A 17,263-nucleotide genomic window follows, 5' to 3' on the forward strand; every position below is an offset into this window, starting at 1 on the left:
TTCATTTGATCGTCTGTTTGCAGGCGTGAGCGTGAAAAAACACGTTACACTGTAGACAAACCACAGATAGGACATGAATTTATGACTACCTACAAGGGCGTCGGCGTATACGCCGGCCGCGTTATTGGCCCCGTTCTTCAGATGCCTAAGCCCATCGAGGAACCCAAGGACGGTCTGCGTCTGAGCGGCGAGACCGCTGAGGCTGCAGCGCAGCGCATTAAGGACGCATCGGTCCGCGTGAAGGAAGACCTGCTCGCTCGTGCAGAGCACGCTAGCCGTGACGGCAAGGCTGTTCTGAAGTCTACCTCTCAGATGGCTACCGACCGTGCACTCATCAAGAGCGCTATTAAGCTGGTTGAGACTCAGGAGATGGCTCCCGAGCGCGCTATCTGGGAGGCTGCAACCTCCTTCGCAGACCAGATGGCTGCCCTGGGTGGCTACATGGCTGAGCGCGTCACCGACATCCACGACGTGCGTGCCCGCATTGTTGCTGAGCTGACCGACCAGCAGGCTCCCGGCATCCCCGTTTCTGATGAGCCGTTCATCCTGGCCGCTATTGACCTGGCACCGGCTGATACCGCGACCCTGGACCCCGAGAAGGTTATCGCCCTGATCACCTCTGACGGCGGCCCCCAGGCGCACACCGCTATTTTGGCTCGCGGCCTGGGCCTGCCCGCTATTGTGGCCGCTAAGGGTGTGACCGAGATTGCTGACGGCACCGTCGTCTACGTGGACTCCAACGAAGGCATCGTTGACACCGAGCCCACCGACGCTGACCGTGAGGCAGCAATCAAGTACGCAAACCGTAAGCCCGTCGCTGACTTCGACGGTCAGGGCGTGCTGGCTGACGGCACCCGCGTTGAGCTGTACGCAAACGTTGGTGACGGCAAGTCCGCTGAGAAGGCTGCAAGCCTAAAGGCTGAGGGTGTTGGCCTGCTGCGCACCGAGTTCGGCTTCCTGGGCCACGACTCTGAGCCTTCCATTGAGACTCAGGCTAAGACCTACAAGTCCGTGTTTGACGCATTCCCCGGCAAGCACATTGTGGTTCGTACCCTGGACGCTGGCGCTGACAAGCCCCTGCCGTTCCTGAACGTGAACCCCGAGGAGAACCCCGCACTGGGTGTTCGCGGTTTCCGTACTGACTGGACCGTTCCGGGCGTTCTGACCCGCCAGCTGGAGGCTATCAAGGCTGCTTCTGAGGACTCCGACGCTGACATCTGGGTTATGGCTCCGATGATTTCGACCACCTCCGAGGCACGCAACTTCGCGAACATGCTCAAGGAGATTGGCCTGCCCGTTCACGGTGTGATGGTTGAGACCCCCGCAGCTGTGATGAACGCTGAGGCAATCCTGGGCGAGGTCGACTTCGTGTCCATCGGCACCAACGACCTGACCCAGTACACCATGGCGGCTGACCGTCTGCTGGGCGACCTGGCACACCTGAACAACCCCTGGCAGCCTGCAGTGCTGAAGATGATTAAGATGACCGTTGAGGGTGCTCAGCGTGCATCGGTCACCGCGGGTAAGAAGAAGTACGTGAGCGTCTGTGGTGAGGCTGCGGCTGACCCGGCTCTGGCTGTTGTTCTGATTGGTCTGGGTGTTGACACCCTGTCCATGAACGCTGGTGCTATTCCCGCTGTGGCTGCGGTTCTGAAGTCCGTGACCAAGGAGAAGGCACAGCAGATTGCGGCTATCGCTCTGCAGCAGATTTCTTCTGCTGAGGCGAAGGAGAGCGCACGCAAGGCTCTGCCGATTCTGGATGAGCTGGGCCTCTAAGCCTTAAAACGATTTCGGGGCTGCCTGCCGCGCCTTGATGGGGTGTGCTGGGCGGTGCCTGAGTCCATAAAAATGCCGGGTGTAGAGTTTTATTTCTGCATCCGGCATTTTTGGTACTTGTTAGCGTATGGCTGAACGGTACAATTTATAGAGTAAGGGCGGGTCCTGAAGCGCCCCGTTCATTTAGAATAGGTACTGATATATTTTCAGTTCCTTGATCAAAGGAGAAACATAATGGCAGAGCGCGAAGCCACTATTGCAAGCCGTGTTGGCCTGCACGCACGTCCGGCAGCTATCTTCGCTGAGGCAGCTGGCGACCTCCCCGTTGAGGTGACCATCGCTGCTAAGGGCGAGCCCGCAGATGAGGCTATGGACGCTGCATCGATTCTGTCCCTGATGTCCCTGGGTGCAAAGCACGGCGACGTTGTTGTCCTGCGCGCTGAGGGTGAAGGTGCTGAAGAGGCTCTGGACTCGCTGGTTAAGATCCTCGAGACCGACCACGACGCTGAGTAATTGACTTTCGCCTCTGAAGTGACCCCGAGCGGTGCGCTTCGGATGCTGTGAAGGCTACAGCCTTAAAGCGTGAATATCCCGTCACTTCGGTGGCGGGATATTTTTTTGTTATGAATAATTCATTTTTTATTGAGGTGTGGGTGGGGCATGGGGAATATTTCTCTGCTAAATCTTAATGTATATATAACCTTTATTTTCCCTCGGAAATAGCTCCAAAAATATATCCCCAAATATCTTCTGTACAGTAGCGCCCCGGATTTCTCTACATATCGATGAAGATATTTGGTGTTGGTTACGCAGTGCGCTTTTTGCGTGCAAAACCACCGGTCAGAAAAGTGATATTTCTGCGTCCCAGTGCTACCGCAGAATCGTGCCCTTGTTAGACTAAAAAGGCACTGTCTATCTGGGAGGGACATTGGCAGAATCGAGGAACACCCCCGCGGAATCCAAACCGCGGGAAGCTTCGCATGCAGGCGAGGCAAATACTGCCGCAACGGAAGGAAGCGAGCAGAACACCACCGCGGGCTACATTGCCGGTAAACGCGGTTTTCCCCTGGTTTCGCTAGATCAGGTCACCGACGAGAAATTGCGCCGCGTGCTGGCTCAGCAGACCGCCTCCACGAAGAGCTCGGAGGGTACCGTCGCTGCTGAAGCTGTCAGCGAGGTACTGCAGGAAGCCGCAGCGGATATGGGCATCACCTCGCAGGAGGTAGAGCCCGCCAGCGATCCCGAGCCGATCCCTAACGGCCACGGTGCGCGCACCGTCATTGACCCCTCCCTCGTACCTGACGACGACCTGGACGCATACCGCGAGGAACCGAACCCCGTCACCTCCAGCAACCTGGTGACCGAGGCGGCGCTGACCCGCCCCTCCCAGCCGGTGCCCATGACCGGCATGATTCCGCAGGTGCCCAACTCTCACGCAGCCCGACGCTACGGTGCGGAACCTACCGCAATGCCGAAGACCGGGCCTGTCTCGATGCCCACCACCTCCGTACCGCTGGTTGAGGGCGGCTCTCGCGGCCTGTTTGGGCGCGGTAGCGGTGGTCGCTGGGGTTCGCGTCGCTTCCGCTCCTTCGTGCGCACTGAGGAGGCGGCACCCGCCGCCCCGCGCGGTGCCCAGCGCATCGCGCAGCGCCAGTTCGTGCCGACGATCCGCTCTGAGGAGCATGAGCGCCGTGAGGCGTTCCGCCGTGAGAAGGAGTACGCCCGCGATACTCTGAACTTCACCCTGCGCCTGGCGGAGGCGATGTTCCACTACGGTGCGGATGCAATGGACGTGGACTCGGCGATTATTGCGGTCTCTTCGGCGTACGGGCTGGACTCTGTGGAAGTCGACATTACGAACCAGTCGGTGACCATCAACTACACTTCGGACCCCGATATTTACATGGAGTCCCGCATCGCCAAGCGCAATGCGAACGCTGAGGAGCGCTTTACGCACACCCTGGTGCGTGTGGTGCGTTCCTCTACGGAGAACTACGAGGCGCTTTCTGAGGTGTACGGCCTAATCTACAAGATTACTCGCGGTGGTATGACCCTGGAAATGGCTGATTTGAAGCTGAACCAGATTACCCACCGACCCAAGCCGTTCCCGCCTCTGGTGGTGTGGTTGGCGAACCTGGCGTGTGCCGGAACCCTAACGGCGGCGCTGGGTGCAAGTTTTGCGACGGCGTTGAGTGCGGCGATTATTTTTATTCCGGTGTACCTGCTGATTCAGTGGTTGAGTTCGATTGGTATTCCGGCGTTCTTTCGTATGGCTGCTAGTGCGGGTCTGATGACCTTCTTGGCGATTTGGCTGGGCGGTGAGGGATCCATTCTTTCGGTGTTGCAGCGTCAGGGGGAGGCGATTTCGGCGCCTCTGGTGGTGGCTGCGGGCATGATTATGTTCTTGCCGACTCCGCGTCTGGTGGGTGCCGTACAGGACGCGATTAATGGCTTCCCGGTGACGGCTGCGGGTCGTTTCGTGTCTACGGGCATGAGCTTCTTGGGTCTGGTGGTTGGCATTGCGACCGCGGTGAGCGCGATCAATATTTTCAACGGCCCGACCCTGGATATTGAGCAGTTGCGTTTTGAGCCGACAACCCCGCTGGTGGCGTCGTTCTTCTTCCTGGTGGCGATTGCGACCTTTGCGATTACCTTGCAGACGAAGCTGGTGAAGGTCGGGTGGCTGATGGTCATTACGGGCTGCGGTCTGGCGGCGTATTACGGTTATGAGCTGCTGGCTGGCCCGAGTACTGGTCGCGGTCCGACGGCGTGTGCGGCGGTTGTGATTGGTGCGTTGAGCACGTATTTTGCGTACCGTCTGCATGTGCCTCAGGCGATCTTCTCGATTCCGGCGATTACGTTCTTGCTACCGGGTCTGTCGTTCTTCCGCGGCATGTATTTGTTGACGGTTGAGACGGACGTGATTCTGGGTATGCAGAATATGATTACGGCGGTTTCGATTGTGGTGGCGATGGCTTCGGGTGTTGCGTTGGGTAATTACACGATGCAGTATGCACTACAGCGTTTTACGACTCCGCGAAACGTGGAACCGGCTGATTCTTAGCCCTTTTTCAAGGGTATATAGCCAATATTGCATATATTGGATGTTGGGAAGGGGCGGTAGCCTGCGAGGTGAACTCACAAGCTACCGCCCCTTCACTACGCCCATTGCGCCAGCTCTCATACTGGCTCATGTGCTGCGCCTAGCGGACCGTCCAATCCACCGGCTCCGCCCCCTGCTGCACCAGCAGGGAATTTACGGTCGAGAACGGGCGCGAACCAAAGAAACCACGGCGAGCAGACAGTGGCGAGGGATGTGCCGACTCCACGCTCGGGTACGGCTGCAACATAGGTGCGCACTTGCGCGCATCCGCACCCCACAGCAGGCCAACCAGCGGCTGGTTACGCGCCACCAGTGCACGGATAGCGCACTCGGTGATTTCCTCCCAACCCTTACCGCGGTGCGAACCCGCATCAGACTCGCGCACCGTCAAAACCCTGTTGAGCAGCATGACACCCTCATCAGCCCAGCAGGACAGGTCACCGTGATCAGCCGGGGCAATACCCAGATCGTCCTCAAGTTCCTTGTAAATATTGTTCAGCGAACGAGGCAACGGCATACCGCGGTGCACCGAGAACGACAGACCCATCGCATTGCCCGGAGTAGGGTAGGGGTCCTGACCAATAATGAGGACCTTCACCCCGCTCATCGGGCGGCGGAACGCATTGAAAATATCGGCAGCAGGCGGGAAAGTACGGTACCCCGCCGCGTGCTCCTCACGCAGGAAAGCGCCCATGGCGTGAATCTGCTCTTCGACGGGGGCAAGTGCTGCCGCCCAATCCTCGCTCATAATGCTACTGAGGGGCTGGTTCATGAATCTCCTCGGGAATCTCCTGGTGCTGATGCAACCCGGACGGTGACGGAACCGGGCGCGGGATGAACGTTTCTCTTCTAGACTGAGTTTCTCTTCTAGACTGAGGTCCTCCTCTAGACTAGGGGATGACGGATACACGCGCTAGGAGACGCCAGCCGCGGCAGACGAGCTGCAGACAGGAGGGAACGTGTCAGAACAGGAACGCGCTGAAACCGCTGAGACCCAGACGGAAGTAGAAAACCAGCCGGAAGTACAGAACCAGCCGGAAGTAGAGAACCAACCCGGTGGCCTGACCCCGGTGGAGCGCCGCATCCTTGAGGTGGAGCGCCGCCGCTTCAAACACCAGGGCTCCAAAGAGAAGGCGATTATCGCCGCCGGATTCACCCCGATTGCCTACTACCAGCGCCTGAACGTGATGCTGGATGATGAGCGGGTACGCGCCGCAGCGCCGCAGATGATCGACGTTCTGCGCGCCCGCCGAGACGCTGACTAGGGGCTCAAACTGGGGGAGCCGTGCGAGCTCTCCAACTCCTGCTTTCAACCCCGCACACCTCAAGTTCAACCAGAGATTGAACACTGTGCGGTGTCCGTCTCTTTCACAGCCGGTTGCGGGGCGTTCACGTTGGTTCTCGCTAGATGAGACGGTACTCTAGGTACTAGAACACCAAGACCGCGCCTTCCGCAGCCGCGCGATGCGTCAGCCCATGCGCCAGGCAGGGTGGTACGGTACCAGCCGGTAAACAGAGACCCGTGAAATGAGGATAAATGAGCTACCCCCGCGACGAATTTGACGAGGTAGACGAAAACACCGCCCGCCGCGGAACCTACCGCGCGGTCAATGCTGACCCGGCAAAGAGCCCCAAGGGCGCCATCCCCCTGGTAGCTGCAGGCGTAGTTGGTCTGCTCATCGGCGGCGCAATGTACGTGTACGCGCCGCGCACCGCCTCCCCGCAGTATTCGGCGTCCACCGCGAAAAGTAGCTCCGCCCCCGCAAGCGCCTCTGCGTCCTCTGCGCCGGCTAAGGCTTCCGCTTCGGCAAGTGCTACGAAGACCGGTCTGGCTGAGTCCATCTCTGTGGCGGTCTACAATGCGGCGGCTCCTGCGGGTAGTGCATCCCGTGCGGCGGCTCTGCTGACCGGCTACACCATCAACGAGACGGCAAACTACACGGGTGTGGCACCGGCAACCAGCGTGGTCTACTACGCTGAGGGCTACCAGTCGCAGGCGCAGAGCATCGCCTCGAAGCTGGGTATTACTCAGGTGCGTCAGGCAACTTCCGATGTACAGATGGGCAACCACGAGGTCATCGTGATTCTGTCGTCGGATTACACCGGCTCCGCTACTGCCGCGGAATAGGTTCAGGCGGTTGCCCGGGTGATCCTAAGCCCGCGAGTCTAAGCCCTCGAATCTAAGCCCGCGCCAGCTGTTTCAACCATAACGACTTCTGTTCAACCCCATCCGCGCAATTCCACTGATGCGCCGGGTGGGGTTGATGCTTTTAACGCCCCTTTTGGCGGGGTTGATGAGCGCAGATTAAGCACTGGGCGATTAACCCTTCAACCTTGGGCTTAAACGTTTGCTCCATGCCGGTGCGGGTGCCACAATTGATGTAGCGTTCGGGTGCTTTATGCCCTGCTCTGCCCGCGCCTCCGTAACGGGGGTGTTGTGGAGGGGCAGCCACCCGATTTTAGATGTACCGCACCCGCAGGGGTGAAGGAAAAAATCCGATCGTCCAGGAGGACACTTATGGCAAAGCTCATTGCTTTTGACGAAGAGGCACGCCGCGGCCTTGAGCGCGGTTTGAACACCCTCGCCGATGCAGTGAAGGTGACCCTCGGCCCCCGCGGCCGCAACGTTGTGCTGGAGAAGGCGTGGGGCGCCCCCACCATCACCAACGACGGTGTCTCGATCGCGAAGGAAATCGAGCTGGAGGATCCGTACGAGAAGATTGGTGCGGAGCTCGTCAAGGAAGTTGCTAAGAAGACTGACGACATCGCAGGTGACGGTACCACCACCGCTACCGTTCTGGCTCAGGCACTGGTCCGCGAGGGCCTGCGCAACGTGGCTGCTGGCGCTGACCCGCTGAGCCTCAAGCGCGGCATTGAGAAGGCTGTTGAGGCTGTGACCGAGGCTCTGCTCTCCTCCGCGAAGGAAGTTGAGACCGAGGAAGAGATCGCTGCAACCGCGTCTATTTCCGCTGGCGACGCTGAGATCGGCAAGCTCATTGCTGAGGCAATGGAGAAGGTCGGCAAGGAAGGCGTCATCACCGTTGAGGACTCCAACACTTTCGGTCTGCACCTCGAACTGACTGAGGGTATGCGCTTCGACAAGGGCTTCCTGTCGGGTTACTTTGTGACCGACCCGGAGCGTCAGGAAGCAGTCCTGGAGGACCCCTACATCCTGGTTGTGAACCAGAAGATTTCGAACGTTAAGGACCTCGTTCCCGTCCTGGAGAAGGTCATGCAGTCCGGCAAGCCGCTGCTGATCGTTGCTGAGGACGTTGAGGGTGAGGCTCTGGCTCTGCTGGTGCTGAACAAGATGCGCGGCTCCATCAAGTCTGTTGCTGTGAAGGCTCCGGGCTTCGGTGACCGCCGTAAGGCTCAGATGGCTGATATCGCTATCCTGACCGGTGGCCAGGTCATTACCGAAGAGGTTGGCCTGTCCCTGGACGCAGCAACCCTGGACATGCTCGGTTCCGCCCGCAAGGTCGTTGTGACCAAGGACGAGACCACCATCATCGAGGGTGCAGGCGACGCAGCAGCTATCGAGGGTCGCGTGGCTCAGATTCGCGCAGAGATCGCTAACTCTGACTCCGACTACGACCGTGAGAAGCTGCAGGAGCGCCTGGCTAAGCTCGCCGGTGGTGTTGCTGTGCTGAAGGCTGGTGCCGCAACTGAGGTTGAGCTGAAGGAACGCAAGCACCGCATTGAGGATGCTGTGCGTAACGCTAAGGCTGCTGTTGAGGAGGGTATCGTTCCCGGTGGTGGCGTTGCTCTGATTCAGGCTGGCGTGAAGGTCTTCGACAAGCTGGAGCTGACCGGCGACGAGGCGACCGGCGCGAACATTGTGCGCGTGGCTATTGACGCACCGCTGAAGCAGATCGCTGCTAACGCTGGCCTGGAGCCGGGCGTTGTGGTTGACCGCGTTCGTTCCCTGCCTGCTGGTACCGGCCTGAACGCTGCGACCGGCGAGTACGAGGACCTGATGGCTGCTGGTATTGCTGACCCGGTGAAGGTGACCCGTTCGGCTCTGCAGAACGCTGCGTCGATTGCTGGTCTGTTCCTGACCACTGAGGCTGTTGTTGCCAACAAGCCGGAGCCCGCTGGTGCGGCTGCTCCCGGTGCGGACGCAATGGGCGGCATGATGTGACCTCCTCCACCTCATAATTGAGATGGATTCCTACTAGCCGCACACCTCTCTTAGAGGTGTGCGGCTTTTAGTGGGTTAACAGCGTCGGCGACTACAGCATCTGCAAGCAGATGTCTTACATGTCTCTTCTGTTCGTTTAGGCTCTCCGCAAGCCCTGCGGCGAGCATGATATTTACACACGCATTCAAATCTCGGTCTAAACGCGTGTTGCAGTGTGAGCATACCCAAGTGCGGACCTTTAGAGGTTTTTTACCCTCAGATGCTCCGCAGACAGAACATGCCTGTGTTGTAGGCGCAAAACGGTCCGCAAATACAACGCGTCGGCCTCGCTCTGCTGCTTTTTCCATGATTAGACGGCGTAGCTGTCCCCAGCCAGCATCCATGATGGATTTTCCTAAATGTGTTCGTACTAGGTCAGCTGATATCAGATTTTCCAAAGCGATGACTTGGTTCTCGTCAACAATCTGGTTGGCTATCTGATGTAAATAATGAGTACGGGTATGTTTTACTTTTGCGTAGGCTTTAGCTACACGGATACGTTGCCTTTCATAGCGGTGGCTTCCACGCTTTTTGTGGGAAAGCTGGCGTTGAAGTTTGGCTAGCTTCTTCTCTGCTTGGTGTAGAGGTCGAGGATTTGCGAACAAGGTTCGGTTTCCCTCGCTATTTACCGTAGCTGCCAGATGTTTTAAGCCCATATCTACGCCAACTGCATATGCTGTTGGATGCGGAGCCGGGATAGGTTCTACATCAACAACAAAAGAAACGTAATATGCCCCATCCGGCTCGCGAATCAACGTCACAGATGATGGTTCAGATGGCAGGGGGCGAGACAAGACAAACTTCACTTCACCAATCTTTGGCAACCGTACAAACCCAACTCTGTGAGTAGTTTCTCTAACGCGGAATACTGCATTCGCAGTGAATCGAGCGGCCTGGCGGTTACCACGTTTTTTGAAACGGGGTACGCCTGCGCCCTGTTTGCCCTTGCGTTTACCCGTAACAGTATCGAAGAAAGCCTTGTATGCCTTATCTAAATCTCTCAGGGATTGTTGCAAGGGCACGGACGATACCTCAGCAAGCCAAACCCGTTCCTCGGTTTTCTTGCTTTGCGTTAATCTAGCTGAAAGCTCAGCAGCAGACGGCTTCCTACCCGTCTTACGGTACGTATCTTGTGCATACGCTAAAGCGTCATTGTAGACCACACGAACGCACCCAAAGAGCTGGGCAATGGGTTCGACCTGACCCGGCTTTGGGTAAGCACGATAGCGGTAACGCTTAAGCATATTCTTAGTATATTTTGCAGAGCGTTTGAGTGGGATGTGTTTCGTCATTGTCGGTGGACGACCTGTTAGGACATGGAATGTTTTCGAAGGATGTCTACGTCTTTCACAAGATAAGCTGAGAACATGAGCTCTAACACCACGTCTTCCTCTCATCTTTCACAGGCCCCGGACTGCACCAACCGGAGCGTGAAGAGCATCGGCTCGCGGGGATCGATTCTGAGCATCGGGTCGGTGAACTCGTTCTGCAGTATTGGCTCCGTGAACTCGGTGTTTTCGATTGGCTCGGTATTCTCGGTTGGATCCATCGGCTCTGTCTTTTCTGCCGGAGCCGTTGCCTCGTGCCTGGGCTTTCTTGGCGTGCTGTCGGTTTTTTCAGGGCTCTCCGTGCTTTCGGTGGGGTCGTATCGGTCGGTATTGAAAGTAAATCGTCGCCCCGGGACCCCCGGGACTCGGCCATCGGGTCCTTCGCGCTCCTAAGCGCTCGTGTGTGACAGGCCGGCGGCGTGCCGGCTCGTGGAGGCGGTAAAATGGTGCCCCTATGGAATGTGCCTATTTTCGTGAAGACCTCTGCTCCTCCTGCCCCAGCATTGAGACCGCCTACACCGCGCAGGTGCAGGCGAAGCAGGAGCACGCCCGCGCCCTGCTTGCCGCGTACCCGCAGCTGCAGTGGCTGGACCCGGTAACCAGCGCAGAGGCGGGTTTCCGCAATAAGGCGAAGCTTGTGGTGGGTGGTTCGGCGAAGAACCCGACCCTGGGCATCGTGGATTACCGTACGGGTGCGTCCACTGATCTTGGCGAATGCCCGCTCTATATGGAGCCGATTCAGGCGGCCATTCCGGTGTTGCGTGAGCTGATTCAGCGCACAGACCTGATCCCCTACGACATTCCGAATCGTCGCGGTGAGCTGAAGAATATTCTGGTGACGGCTTCGGCGGCGGACGAGCTAATGGTGCGTTTTGTGTTGCGTTCGAAGAAGCTTCTGGTGCCGATTCGCCGCCAAATGGACTGGCTGAATGAGCGGCTGCCGAACCTGGCGGTGCTGTCGGTGAACCTGCTGCGTGAGCCGGTAGCACGTGTTGAGGGTGATGAGGAGATTATCCTGTCGGAGCGTCAGACCCTGCCGATGCGGGTGAACGACCTGACCCTGCACCTGCGCCCGCAGAGCTTCTTCCAGACGAACACGAAGGTCGCTGAGGCGATGTATGCGCAGGGCCGTGAGTGGGTGCGTGAGGTGGCTCCGCGCTCGCTGTGGGACCTGTACTGTGGCGTGGGTGGTTTTGCCCTGCATGCGGCCTCGGTGATGGATGGCGGCTTGGTGACCGGTATTGAGATTAGTACGGAGGCGGTCGCTTCGGCGCAGCGTACGGTCGCTGAGTACGGGTTGGAGGGCGTGAACTTTTCGGCGCAGGACGCGCCGGAGTTCGCGGTGTCTTCGGGTGCGGTGCCGCAGATGCTGGTGGTGAACCCGCCGCGCCGCGGTATTGGTGAGAGCCTGTGCGCGTGGATTGAGGGCTCGGGTATTGACCGCGTGGTGTATTCGAGCTGTAACGCGGTGACCCTGGCGAAGGACCTGGTGCGCATGCCGTCGTATGCGCCGGTGCAGGGCCGCGTGCTGGATATGTTCCCGCATACGGACCACTACGAGGTCATGGTGCTGTTGCAGCGCCAGTAGCGGCTTTTAGAAGCATAGGCGGTGGCGCCTCGGAGATAACAATCCGAGGCGCCACCGCTTTTTCGTTCCCCTCTAGCGGGTGTGAAATTCTAGCCCTGCGCCGCGAGAATACCCGCCGCGTACGCCGCCTGACCCACGTGCTGCGCCGCATCGTCAATCATGCTGACCAGGCGCACACCGCGAGTCACCGCCGGAGTCCAGGAACGGTCAATAATCTCACTCAAATCAGCCTCGCTCAGCGTCTCCGCGTAGTCCGCGAGCGCCTCGCCAGTTGCCACAAGGTATTCCACCATCAGCGCAGAATCTTCAACCACGATGGAGCGGGCCTGCTCGGCGGTGTGGCCGTAGCCCATGGTGTCACCGAGTTCGCCCAGGTTGAAACGCTCCCTGAAGCCCTGAGTCTCCCAGACCTGCGGCTGACCGTTCAGGGCGGAGAGCAGCAGGTCCATCTGCCGTCCGGCATGCCAGAGCAGCCAGGCAATAGAGTTCGGGTGCCCGCCCGGGTGGGCGTTCAAAGCCTCGGCTGACAGCCCCTTGACTGCCACGGCGGCTTCGATGCCGGGGCGGCTGGCGGCGTCACGCAGAATGTCTTGGGTTTTCATGGAATCCTCCTGAAGATGCTGGCTCCTTGCAGGGAGCCGGGTAGTTTCAGTCTACGCCCGCGTGTTCGCCGCCTTGAATGAGTCGCCTTGAAAGAGTCGGTTTGAAAGAAAAATGTGGCGCTCGGGAATAATACTCATTTCTTCCCGTTGAACTCTGCGAAGACATCATCATCTAAATTCCACAGGAGATATTATGACCACCCCCGCTCAGCTGCACTTTGACATGGTTGTCATCGGTTTCGGCAAGGGCGGCAAGACCCTCGCCGGCGCCTACGCTAAGACCGGCAAGAACGTTGCCCTCATCGAGCAGTCCACCGGCATGTACGGCGGCACCTGCATCAACATCGGCTGCGTGCCCACCAAGGCGCTGGTTCACCGTGCCGACGAGTTCCGCGCCAGCGGCGAGCGCAGCCTTGAAGAAGCAAACGCTGCCTACGAGTCCGCCGTCATCTTCCGCGATAAGCTGACCGGCATGATGCGCGCTAAGAACCGCGAGATTCTGCTGTCGAACGAGACCGCTAAGCTCATTGATGGCCACGCACGCTTCATCTCCGACACCGAGGTTGAGGTCACCGCGGGCGAGGACACCCTGCGCGTTACCGCCGACTACTTCATCGTCAACACCGGTGCCCTGTCGGTCATCCCGCCGATTGAGGGCGTCCGTGAGTCCGAGCGTGTGCTCACCTCCACCGAGCTGCAGAAGCTCACCCCGCGCCCCAAGCGCCTGGGCATCATTGGTGGTGGCCCCATCGGTGTTGAGTTTGCCGGTATTTTCTCCTCCTACGGCACTGAGGTGACCATTCTGGATGGCGCACCCGCCCTCTTCGGCCGCTACGACGAGGATGTTGCCCAGGTTGCCCGCGAGATTATCGCCGACCAGGACATTACCGCTCATACCGGCGTGCGTGTGCAGTCCTTCAAGGACGGCGCTGACTCCGTGACCGTGACTTACCTCGATTCCGAGGGCGCTACCCGGGAGCTGGAGGTGGACTACGTGATGGTTGCGACCGGCCGCAAGCCCGCCACCGAGGGCCTGGGCCTGGAGAACACCAGCATCGAAACCAACGACCGCGGCGCAATCGTCGTGGATGAGCACCTGCGCACCACCGTGCCGAACATTTTCGCGCTCGGTGACGTGAACGGCGGCCCGCAGTTCACCTACATTTCTATGGATGACTACCGCGTAGTGCTCTCCCAGCTGGTCGGTGACGGTTCCCGTTCCACTAAGGACCGCAAGGCAGTGGCTTCGACCATCTACATGAACCCGCCGCTGTCTTCCGTGGGTCTGACTGAGCGTGAGGCGATTGAGGCTGGCCACAAGGTGAAGGTCGCTTCGAAGCCGGTTGCCGCGGTTGCCGCGATGCCGCGCGCGAAGACCCAGGAGAACCCGCGCGGCATCATGAAGTTCGTGATTGACGCGCAGAGCGACCAGATTCTGGGTGCCCAGCTGCTGGTAATCGAGTCCATGGAGGTTATTAACCTGGTGGCTCTGGCGATGCGCTACGGCATTACTGCTTCGCAGCTGCGCGATGAAATCTACACTCACCCCTCGATTACTGAGGGTCTGAATGAGGTTCTTGCCGTCGCGGTGCCCGTGAACTAGTTGGACTAGAATCGCGCCTGAATTCGCGGTTCGTGTAGCGTTTCTGCTTGTCCGAGTGCTTCCCTGCCCATTCCACCCGTTGTGCTGTCAACGGGGGTGCGGGTGGGGAAGCATTTTTGTTAAGGCGCAGATATACCCTATAGCTAAGCATGCCCTAAGATGGTTATGAGATAAGCGCAAGCTCACTGACCGAGTGGCTAGTGCGAGGGCCTCGGAGGAGAGCCTCACTCACCACTGCGCCCACCACAGTGTGCCACCTGCGCCACACATACAACCGAACATCATAGGCACGAACCGGGAGAATCATGGCACTGCCCAAAATCAAGCCCTACACCTACATTGACCGTGAGCACAGCAACCGCGTGAACTGGCCCGTAGACCCCAGCCGAGCCGTACTGCTCGTGCACGACATGCAGGTACACTTCGTCCAGGCTTTCGAAGGCGCCAATCTGGGAGAGGGCAACGGTAACCCGGACGCCCAGATCAACGTCGCCATCAAGAACCTGCGCCGCCTCATTGACGCCGCCCACGACGCAGGAATCCCCGTCTACTACACCGCGCAGCCGCCGCGCCAGAACCCCGAAGATCGCCGCCTGCTCATCGACTTCTGGGGCGACGGCCTGCAGAACGACGAGTCCGCCCGCGTGCTCGACGAACTCGCACCGACCGACCGCGACACCGTGCTGACCAAGTGGCGCTACTCCGCGTTCGTGCGCAGCCCCTTCGAGGATCTGCTCAAGGAATCCGGCCGCGACCAGCTCATTATCGGCGGCGTGTACGCGCACATCGGCTGCCTGACCACCGCCCTGGAGGCGTTCATGCGTGACATTCAGCCGTTCATGGTTGCGGACGCGCTCGCCGACTTCTCGGAGGAGGAACACCGTATAGCGTGCGAGTACGCTTCGGGTCGTTGTGCTCGCGTGCTGAACACTGCGGATGTCCTCGCAGACCTGCAGAAGGCTGAAGGTACTGAGAAGGCTGAAACTGTTGAGGAGGCGCGCGCATGAGCTGGGTAATCGTGACCGGCGCGAACGGCGGTATTGGTGAGGCTACCGTCCACCAGCTCATTAAGAACGGTTATTCGGTATTTGCGGCTGACCTCGCCGAGCAGCCTATCGCCTCCTTCGGCACCTACGGGGACGCTATCTTCCGCTACCGTTCCGTGGACGTGACCAGAGAAGAGTCCGTCACCGCCCTCGCCAACGCCGTGGCGGCGCTCGACGAACCCATCACCGGCGCGGTGCTCGCCGCGGGTATCGCCCACAGCCAGCCGCTGCTGGAAACCAGCTTCGACACCTGGAAGCGCCTGCACGCGGTCAACTCCGACGGCGTGTTCCTGTGCCTGCGCGAATTCGCCCGCATCATGATTGACCAGCAGGAGTCCGACCCGACCAACAGCCGCTCCCTGGTGACGGTCGCCTCCAACGCGGCGCGTGTGCCCCGCGCGGAGTTCGGCGCCTACGGTGCGTCCAAGGCGTCGGCGGCACGCGTGAGTTCCAGCTTCGGTCTGCAGCTTGCCGCGCACGGTATTCGCGTGAACTCGGTCTGCCCCGGCACCACCCGAACCCCCATGGTGACCGACGCCTGGGAGGGCGAGGACCGCTCCGCCCTGCCGGTTGCCGGTAACCCGCAGACGTTCCGCCTGGGTATTCCGCTGGGTCGCATCGCCGACCCTGCCGACATCGCGGCGGTCAACGCCTTCCTCATCTCGGAGGCGGCACGCCACATCACCATGCAGGAGATTGTCGCCGACGGCGGCGCCACCCTCTAACGGCACTCCGCGTCCGGCGTTTAGATGCCCGGCGCGAACCTACACACCACTGATAGAAGTACGATGACGAACCTTCCTGACTTTATCTTTGCCACCGGCACCCGCGTACTCCGCGCCGCCGGTGCGATGACCCCTGTCACCTTTGATAACGCCCTGGACGAGGCAAAACGCGCCGGCACCGCCGTCGTGGGTCTGATTCCTTTTGACCCGGACATGCCCGCCTACCTCTTCGTGCCCGAACGCCTGGAGGAGCAGCAGGTATCGGTCCCCGAACAGACCGCCGAACTTGCCGAACCGGTATCGGTCACCGGCCGTCAGAACGACCGGTTCCGTGCCGCCGTGGCCACCGCCGTGGAGCGCATGAAGGTGGGTGAGCTGAGCAAGATTGTGCTCTCGCGCGTGCTCACCGCCCGCTACGCACCCGGCGCCCTCAACCTGGAGGCGCTGTATAACAACCTGCGCGCCCAGCAGCGTTCCGCCTTCAACTTTGCGGTGCGCCTGCCCGATGGCGAGCGCGGAATGAACGGCAGCTACCTGATGGGTGCCTCCCCGGAGCTGGTGTTCCGCACCGAGGGCCGCGCCTTCAAGACCCACCCGCTTGCCGGTAGCGCCCCGCGCATTGCCGAGCCCGGTAGCGCCGAGGACGAGGCGATTCGTGACCGCCTGTTCGCCTCACCGAAGGACCGCCACGAGCACGCCTACGTCATCAACGATATTGCCGAGCGCCTGGCACCCATCGCCGAGGAGCTGAACGTGCCGCAGGTGCCCTCGCTGCTGAAGACCCCGCAGCTTTGGCACCTGGCGACCCCCATCGACGGCGTGCTGAAGGAGGGCTTGACCTGCCTGGACGGTGCCCGCGCGATTCACCCGACCCCCGCGATTTGTGGCGCACCCACCGAGAAGGCTCTGCAGCTGATTCGTGAGCTGGAGTCTTTTGAGCGCCGCTACTTTGGCGGTCTGGTCGGCTACATGGATGCCGAGGGTAACGGCGAGTGGGCGCTGGTGCTGCGTTGCGCCCAGGTCAGCCCGGATGAGGCGGTGCTGTACGCCGGCGCGGGTATTGTGGCTGAGTCCGACCCGGAGCTGGAGCATACGGAGACCGGTACGAAGCTCGGTAGCTTTGGCCGCGCCCTGGGCGTGGATACCCTGGGTGAGGATACCCCTTAGGCTCTGTGTAGGTACTGTCTTGAACGCCTTGACGAGGCGGAATACAACGGCTGAATGAAACAGCAGAATAAAACGGCTGAACGCGCTCGCTGGCATGGCGGGCGCGTTCAGCCGTTTTATGAGCTGTTGTCTGAGTTGTTGAGGG

General features: G+C 59.9%; 14 protein-coding genes. 11 read left to right on the forward strand and 3 right to left on the reverse strand.

Going from position 1 to position 17,263, the window contains the following annotated elements:
- Positions 1 to 81 precede the first annotated feature (81 nt).
- The 3 genes from ptsP (at position 82) to RQ593_RS00700 (ending at position 4,840) form a co-directional block, all read left to right on the forward strand.
- A complete protein-coding gene (gene ptsP / locus RQ593_RS00690) occupies positions 82 to 1,776 on the forward strand; it encodes a phosphoenolpyruvate--protein phosphotransferase (RefSeq protein ID WP_070832109.1) in 1,695 nt (564 codons plus the stop codon).
- Positions 1,777 to 2,010: 234 nt separating this feature from the next.
- Positions 2,011 to 2,289, forward strand: coding sequence for an HPr family phosphocarrier protein (locus RQ593_RS00695; protein ID WP_005504506.1), 279 nt, complete (start codon positions 2,011 to 2,013; stop codon positions 2,287 to 2,289).
- 415 nt (positions 2,290 to 2,704) lie between these two features.
- On the forward strand, positions 2,705 to 4,840 hold the full coding sequence (locus RQ593_RS00700) for a threonine/serine exporter ThrE family protein (protein WP_294458214.1): 2,136 nt from the start codon (positions 2,705 to 2,707) through the stop codon (positions 4,838 to 4,840).
- Between the two features lie 139 nt (positions 4,841 to 4,979).
- Here RQ593_RS00700 and RQ593_RS00705 read toward each other — a convergent pair whose 3' ends face one another.
- A complete protein-coding gene (locus tag RQ593_RS00705; protein WP_005504509.1) occupies positions 4,980 to 5,651 on the reverse strand; it encodes a uracil-DNA glycosylase in 672 nt (223 codons plus the stop codon).
- 187 nt (positions 5,652 to 5,838) lie between these two features.
- On the opposite strand from RQ593_RS00705, the gene RQ593_RS00710 reads away from it, so the two are divergent.
- From RQ593_RS00710 to groL, 3 genes are all read left to right on the forward strand, one after another.
- Complete coding sequence (locus RQ593_RS00710) at positions 5,839 to 6,144, forward strand: DUF3263 domain-containing protein (RefSeq protein WP_049338388.1); 306 nt, start codon at positions 5,839 to 5,841, stop codon at positions 6,142 to 6,144.
- A gap of 272 nt (positions 6,145 to 6,416) precedes the next feature.
- Positions 6,417 to 7,007, forward strand: a complete 591-nt coding sequence (locus RQ593_RS00715) for a LytR C-terminal domain-containing protein (protein ID WP_049357314.1) — start codon at positions 6,417 to 6,419, stop codon at positions 7,005 to 7,007.
- A 390-nt stretch (positions 7,008 to 7,397) separates the two neighbouring features.
- Positions 7,398 to 9,020 (forward strand): chaperonin GroEL, encoded by a 1,623-nt coding sequence (gene groL, locus RQ593_RS00720; protein WP_049346117.1) that lies wholly within the window; start codon positions 7,398 to 7,400, stop codon positions 9,018 to 9,020.
- Positions 9,021 to 9,070: 50 nt separating this feature from the next.
- On the opposite strand, the gene RQ593_RS00725 is transcribed toward groL, so the two are convergent.
- Positions 9,071 to 10,351 carry a transposase gene (locus RQ593_RS00725; RefSeq protein WP_311449533.1) on the reverse strand — a complete coding sequence of 427 codons (1,281 nt, stop codon included), beginning with the start codon at positions 10,349 to 10,351 and terminating at the stop codon, positions 9,071 to 9,073.
- A 490-nt stretch (positions 10,352 to 10,841) separates the two neighbouring features.
- Between RQ593_RS00725 and rlmC the strand changes: the two genes are divergently transcribed.
- Entirely contained in the window at positions 10,842 to 11,975 is a 1,134-nt protein-coding gene (gene rlmC / locus RQ593_RS00730; protein ID WP_311449534.1) for a 23S rRNA (uracil(747)-C(5))-methyltransferase RlmC, read from the forward strand.
- 89 nt (positions 11,976 to 12,064) lie between these two features.
- Here rlmC and RQ593_RS00735 read toward each other — a convergent pair whose 3' ends face one another.
- Positions 12,065 to 12,577, reverse strand: coding sequence for a mycothiol transferase (locus RQ593_RS00735; RefSeq protein ID WP_311449535.1), 513 nt, complete (start codon positions 12,575 to 12,577; stop codon positions 12,065 to 12,067).
- A 193-nt stretch (positions 12,578 to 12,770) separates the two neighbouring features.
- On the opposite strand from RQ593_RS00735, the gene RQ593_RS00740 reads away from it, so the two are divergent.
- The 4 genes from RQ593_RS00740 to RQ593_RS00755 all read left to right on the forward strand — a co-directional run bounded on the left by RQ593_RS00740 (position 12,771) and on the right by RQ593_RS00755 (position 17,118).
- Positions 12,771 to 14,180, forward strand: a complete 1,410-nt coding sequence (locus tag RQ593_RS00740) for an FAD-dependent oxidoreductase (protein ID WP_311449536.1) — start codon at positions 12,771 to 12,773, stop codon at positions 14,178 to 14,180.
- A gap of 305 nt (positions 14,181 to 14,485) precedes the next feature.
- Positions 14,486 to 15,187, forward strand: coding sequence for an isochorismatase family protein (locus RQ593_RS00745; protein ID WP_311449537.1), 702 nt, complete (start codon positions 14,486 to 14,488; stop codon positions 15,185 to 15,187).
- Positions 15,184 to 15,951 carry an SDR family oxidoreductase gene (locus RQ593_RS00750; RefSeq protein ID WP_311449538.1) on the forward strand — a complete coding sequence of 256 codons (768 nt, stop codon included), beginning with the start codon at positions 15,184 to 15,186 and terminating at the stop codon, positions 15,949 to 15,951. Before RQ593_RS00745 ends, RQ593_RS00750 begins: the two co-directional genes overlap by 4 nt.
- A gap of 63 nt (positions 15,952 to 16,014) precedes the next feature.
- A complete protein-coding gene (locus tag RQ593_RS00755) occupies positions 16,015 to 17,118 on the forward strand; it encodes an isochorismate synthase (protein ID WP_311449539.1) in 1,104 nt (367 codons plus the stop codon).
- The last annotated feature ends 145 nt before the right edge of the window (positions 17,119 to 17,263 follow it).

It is taken from the genome of uncultured Rothia sp. (genome assembly GCF_963507905.1).
Taxonomy (GTDB): Bacteria; Actinomycetota; Actinomycetes; order Actinomycetales; family Micrococcaceae; genus Rothia.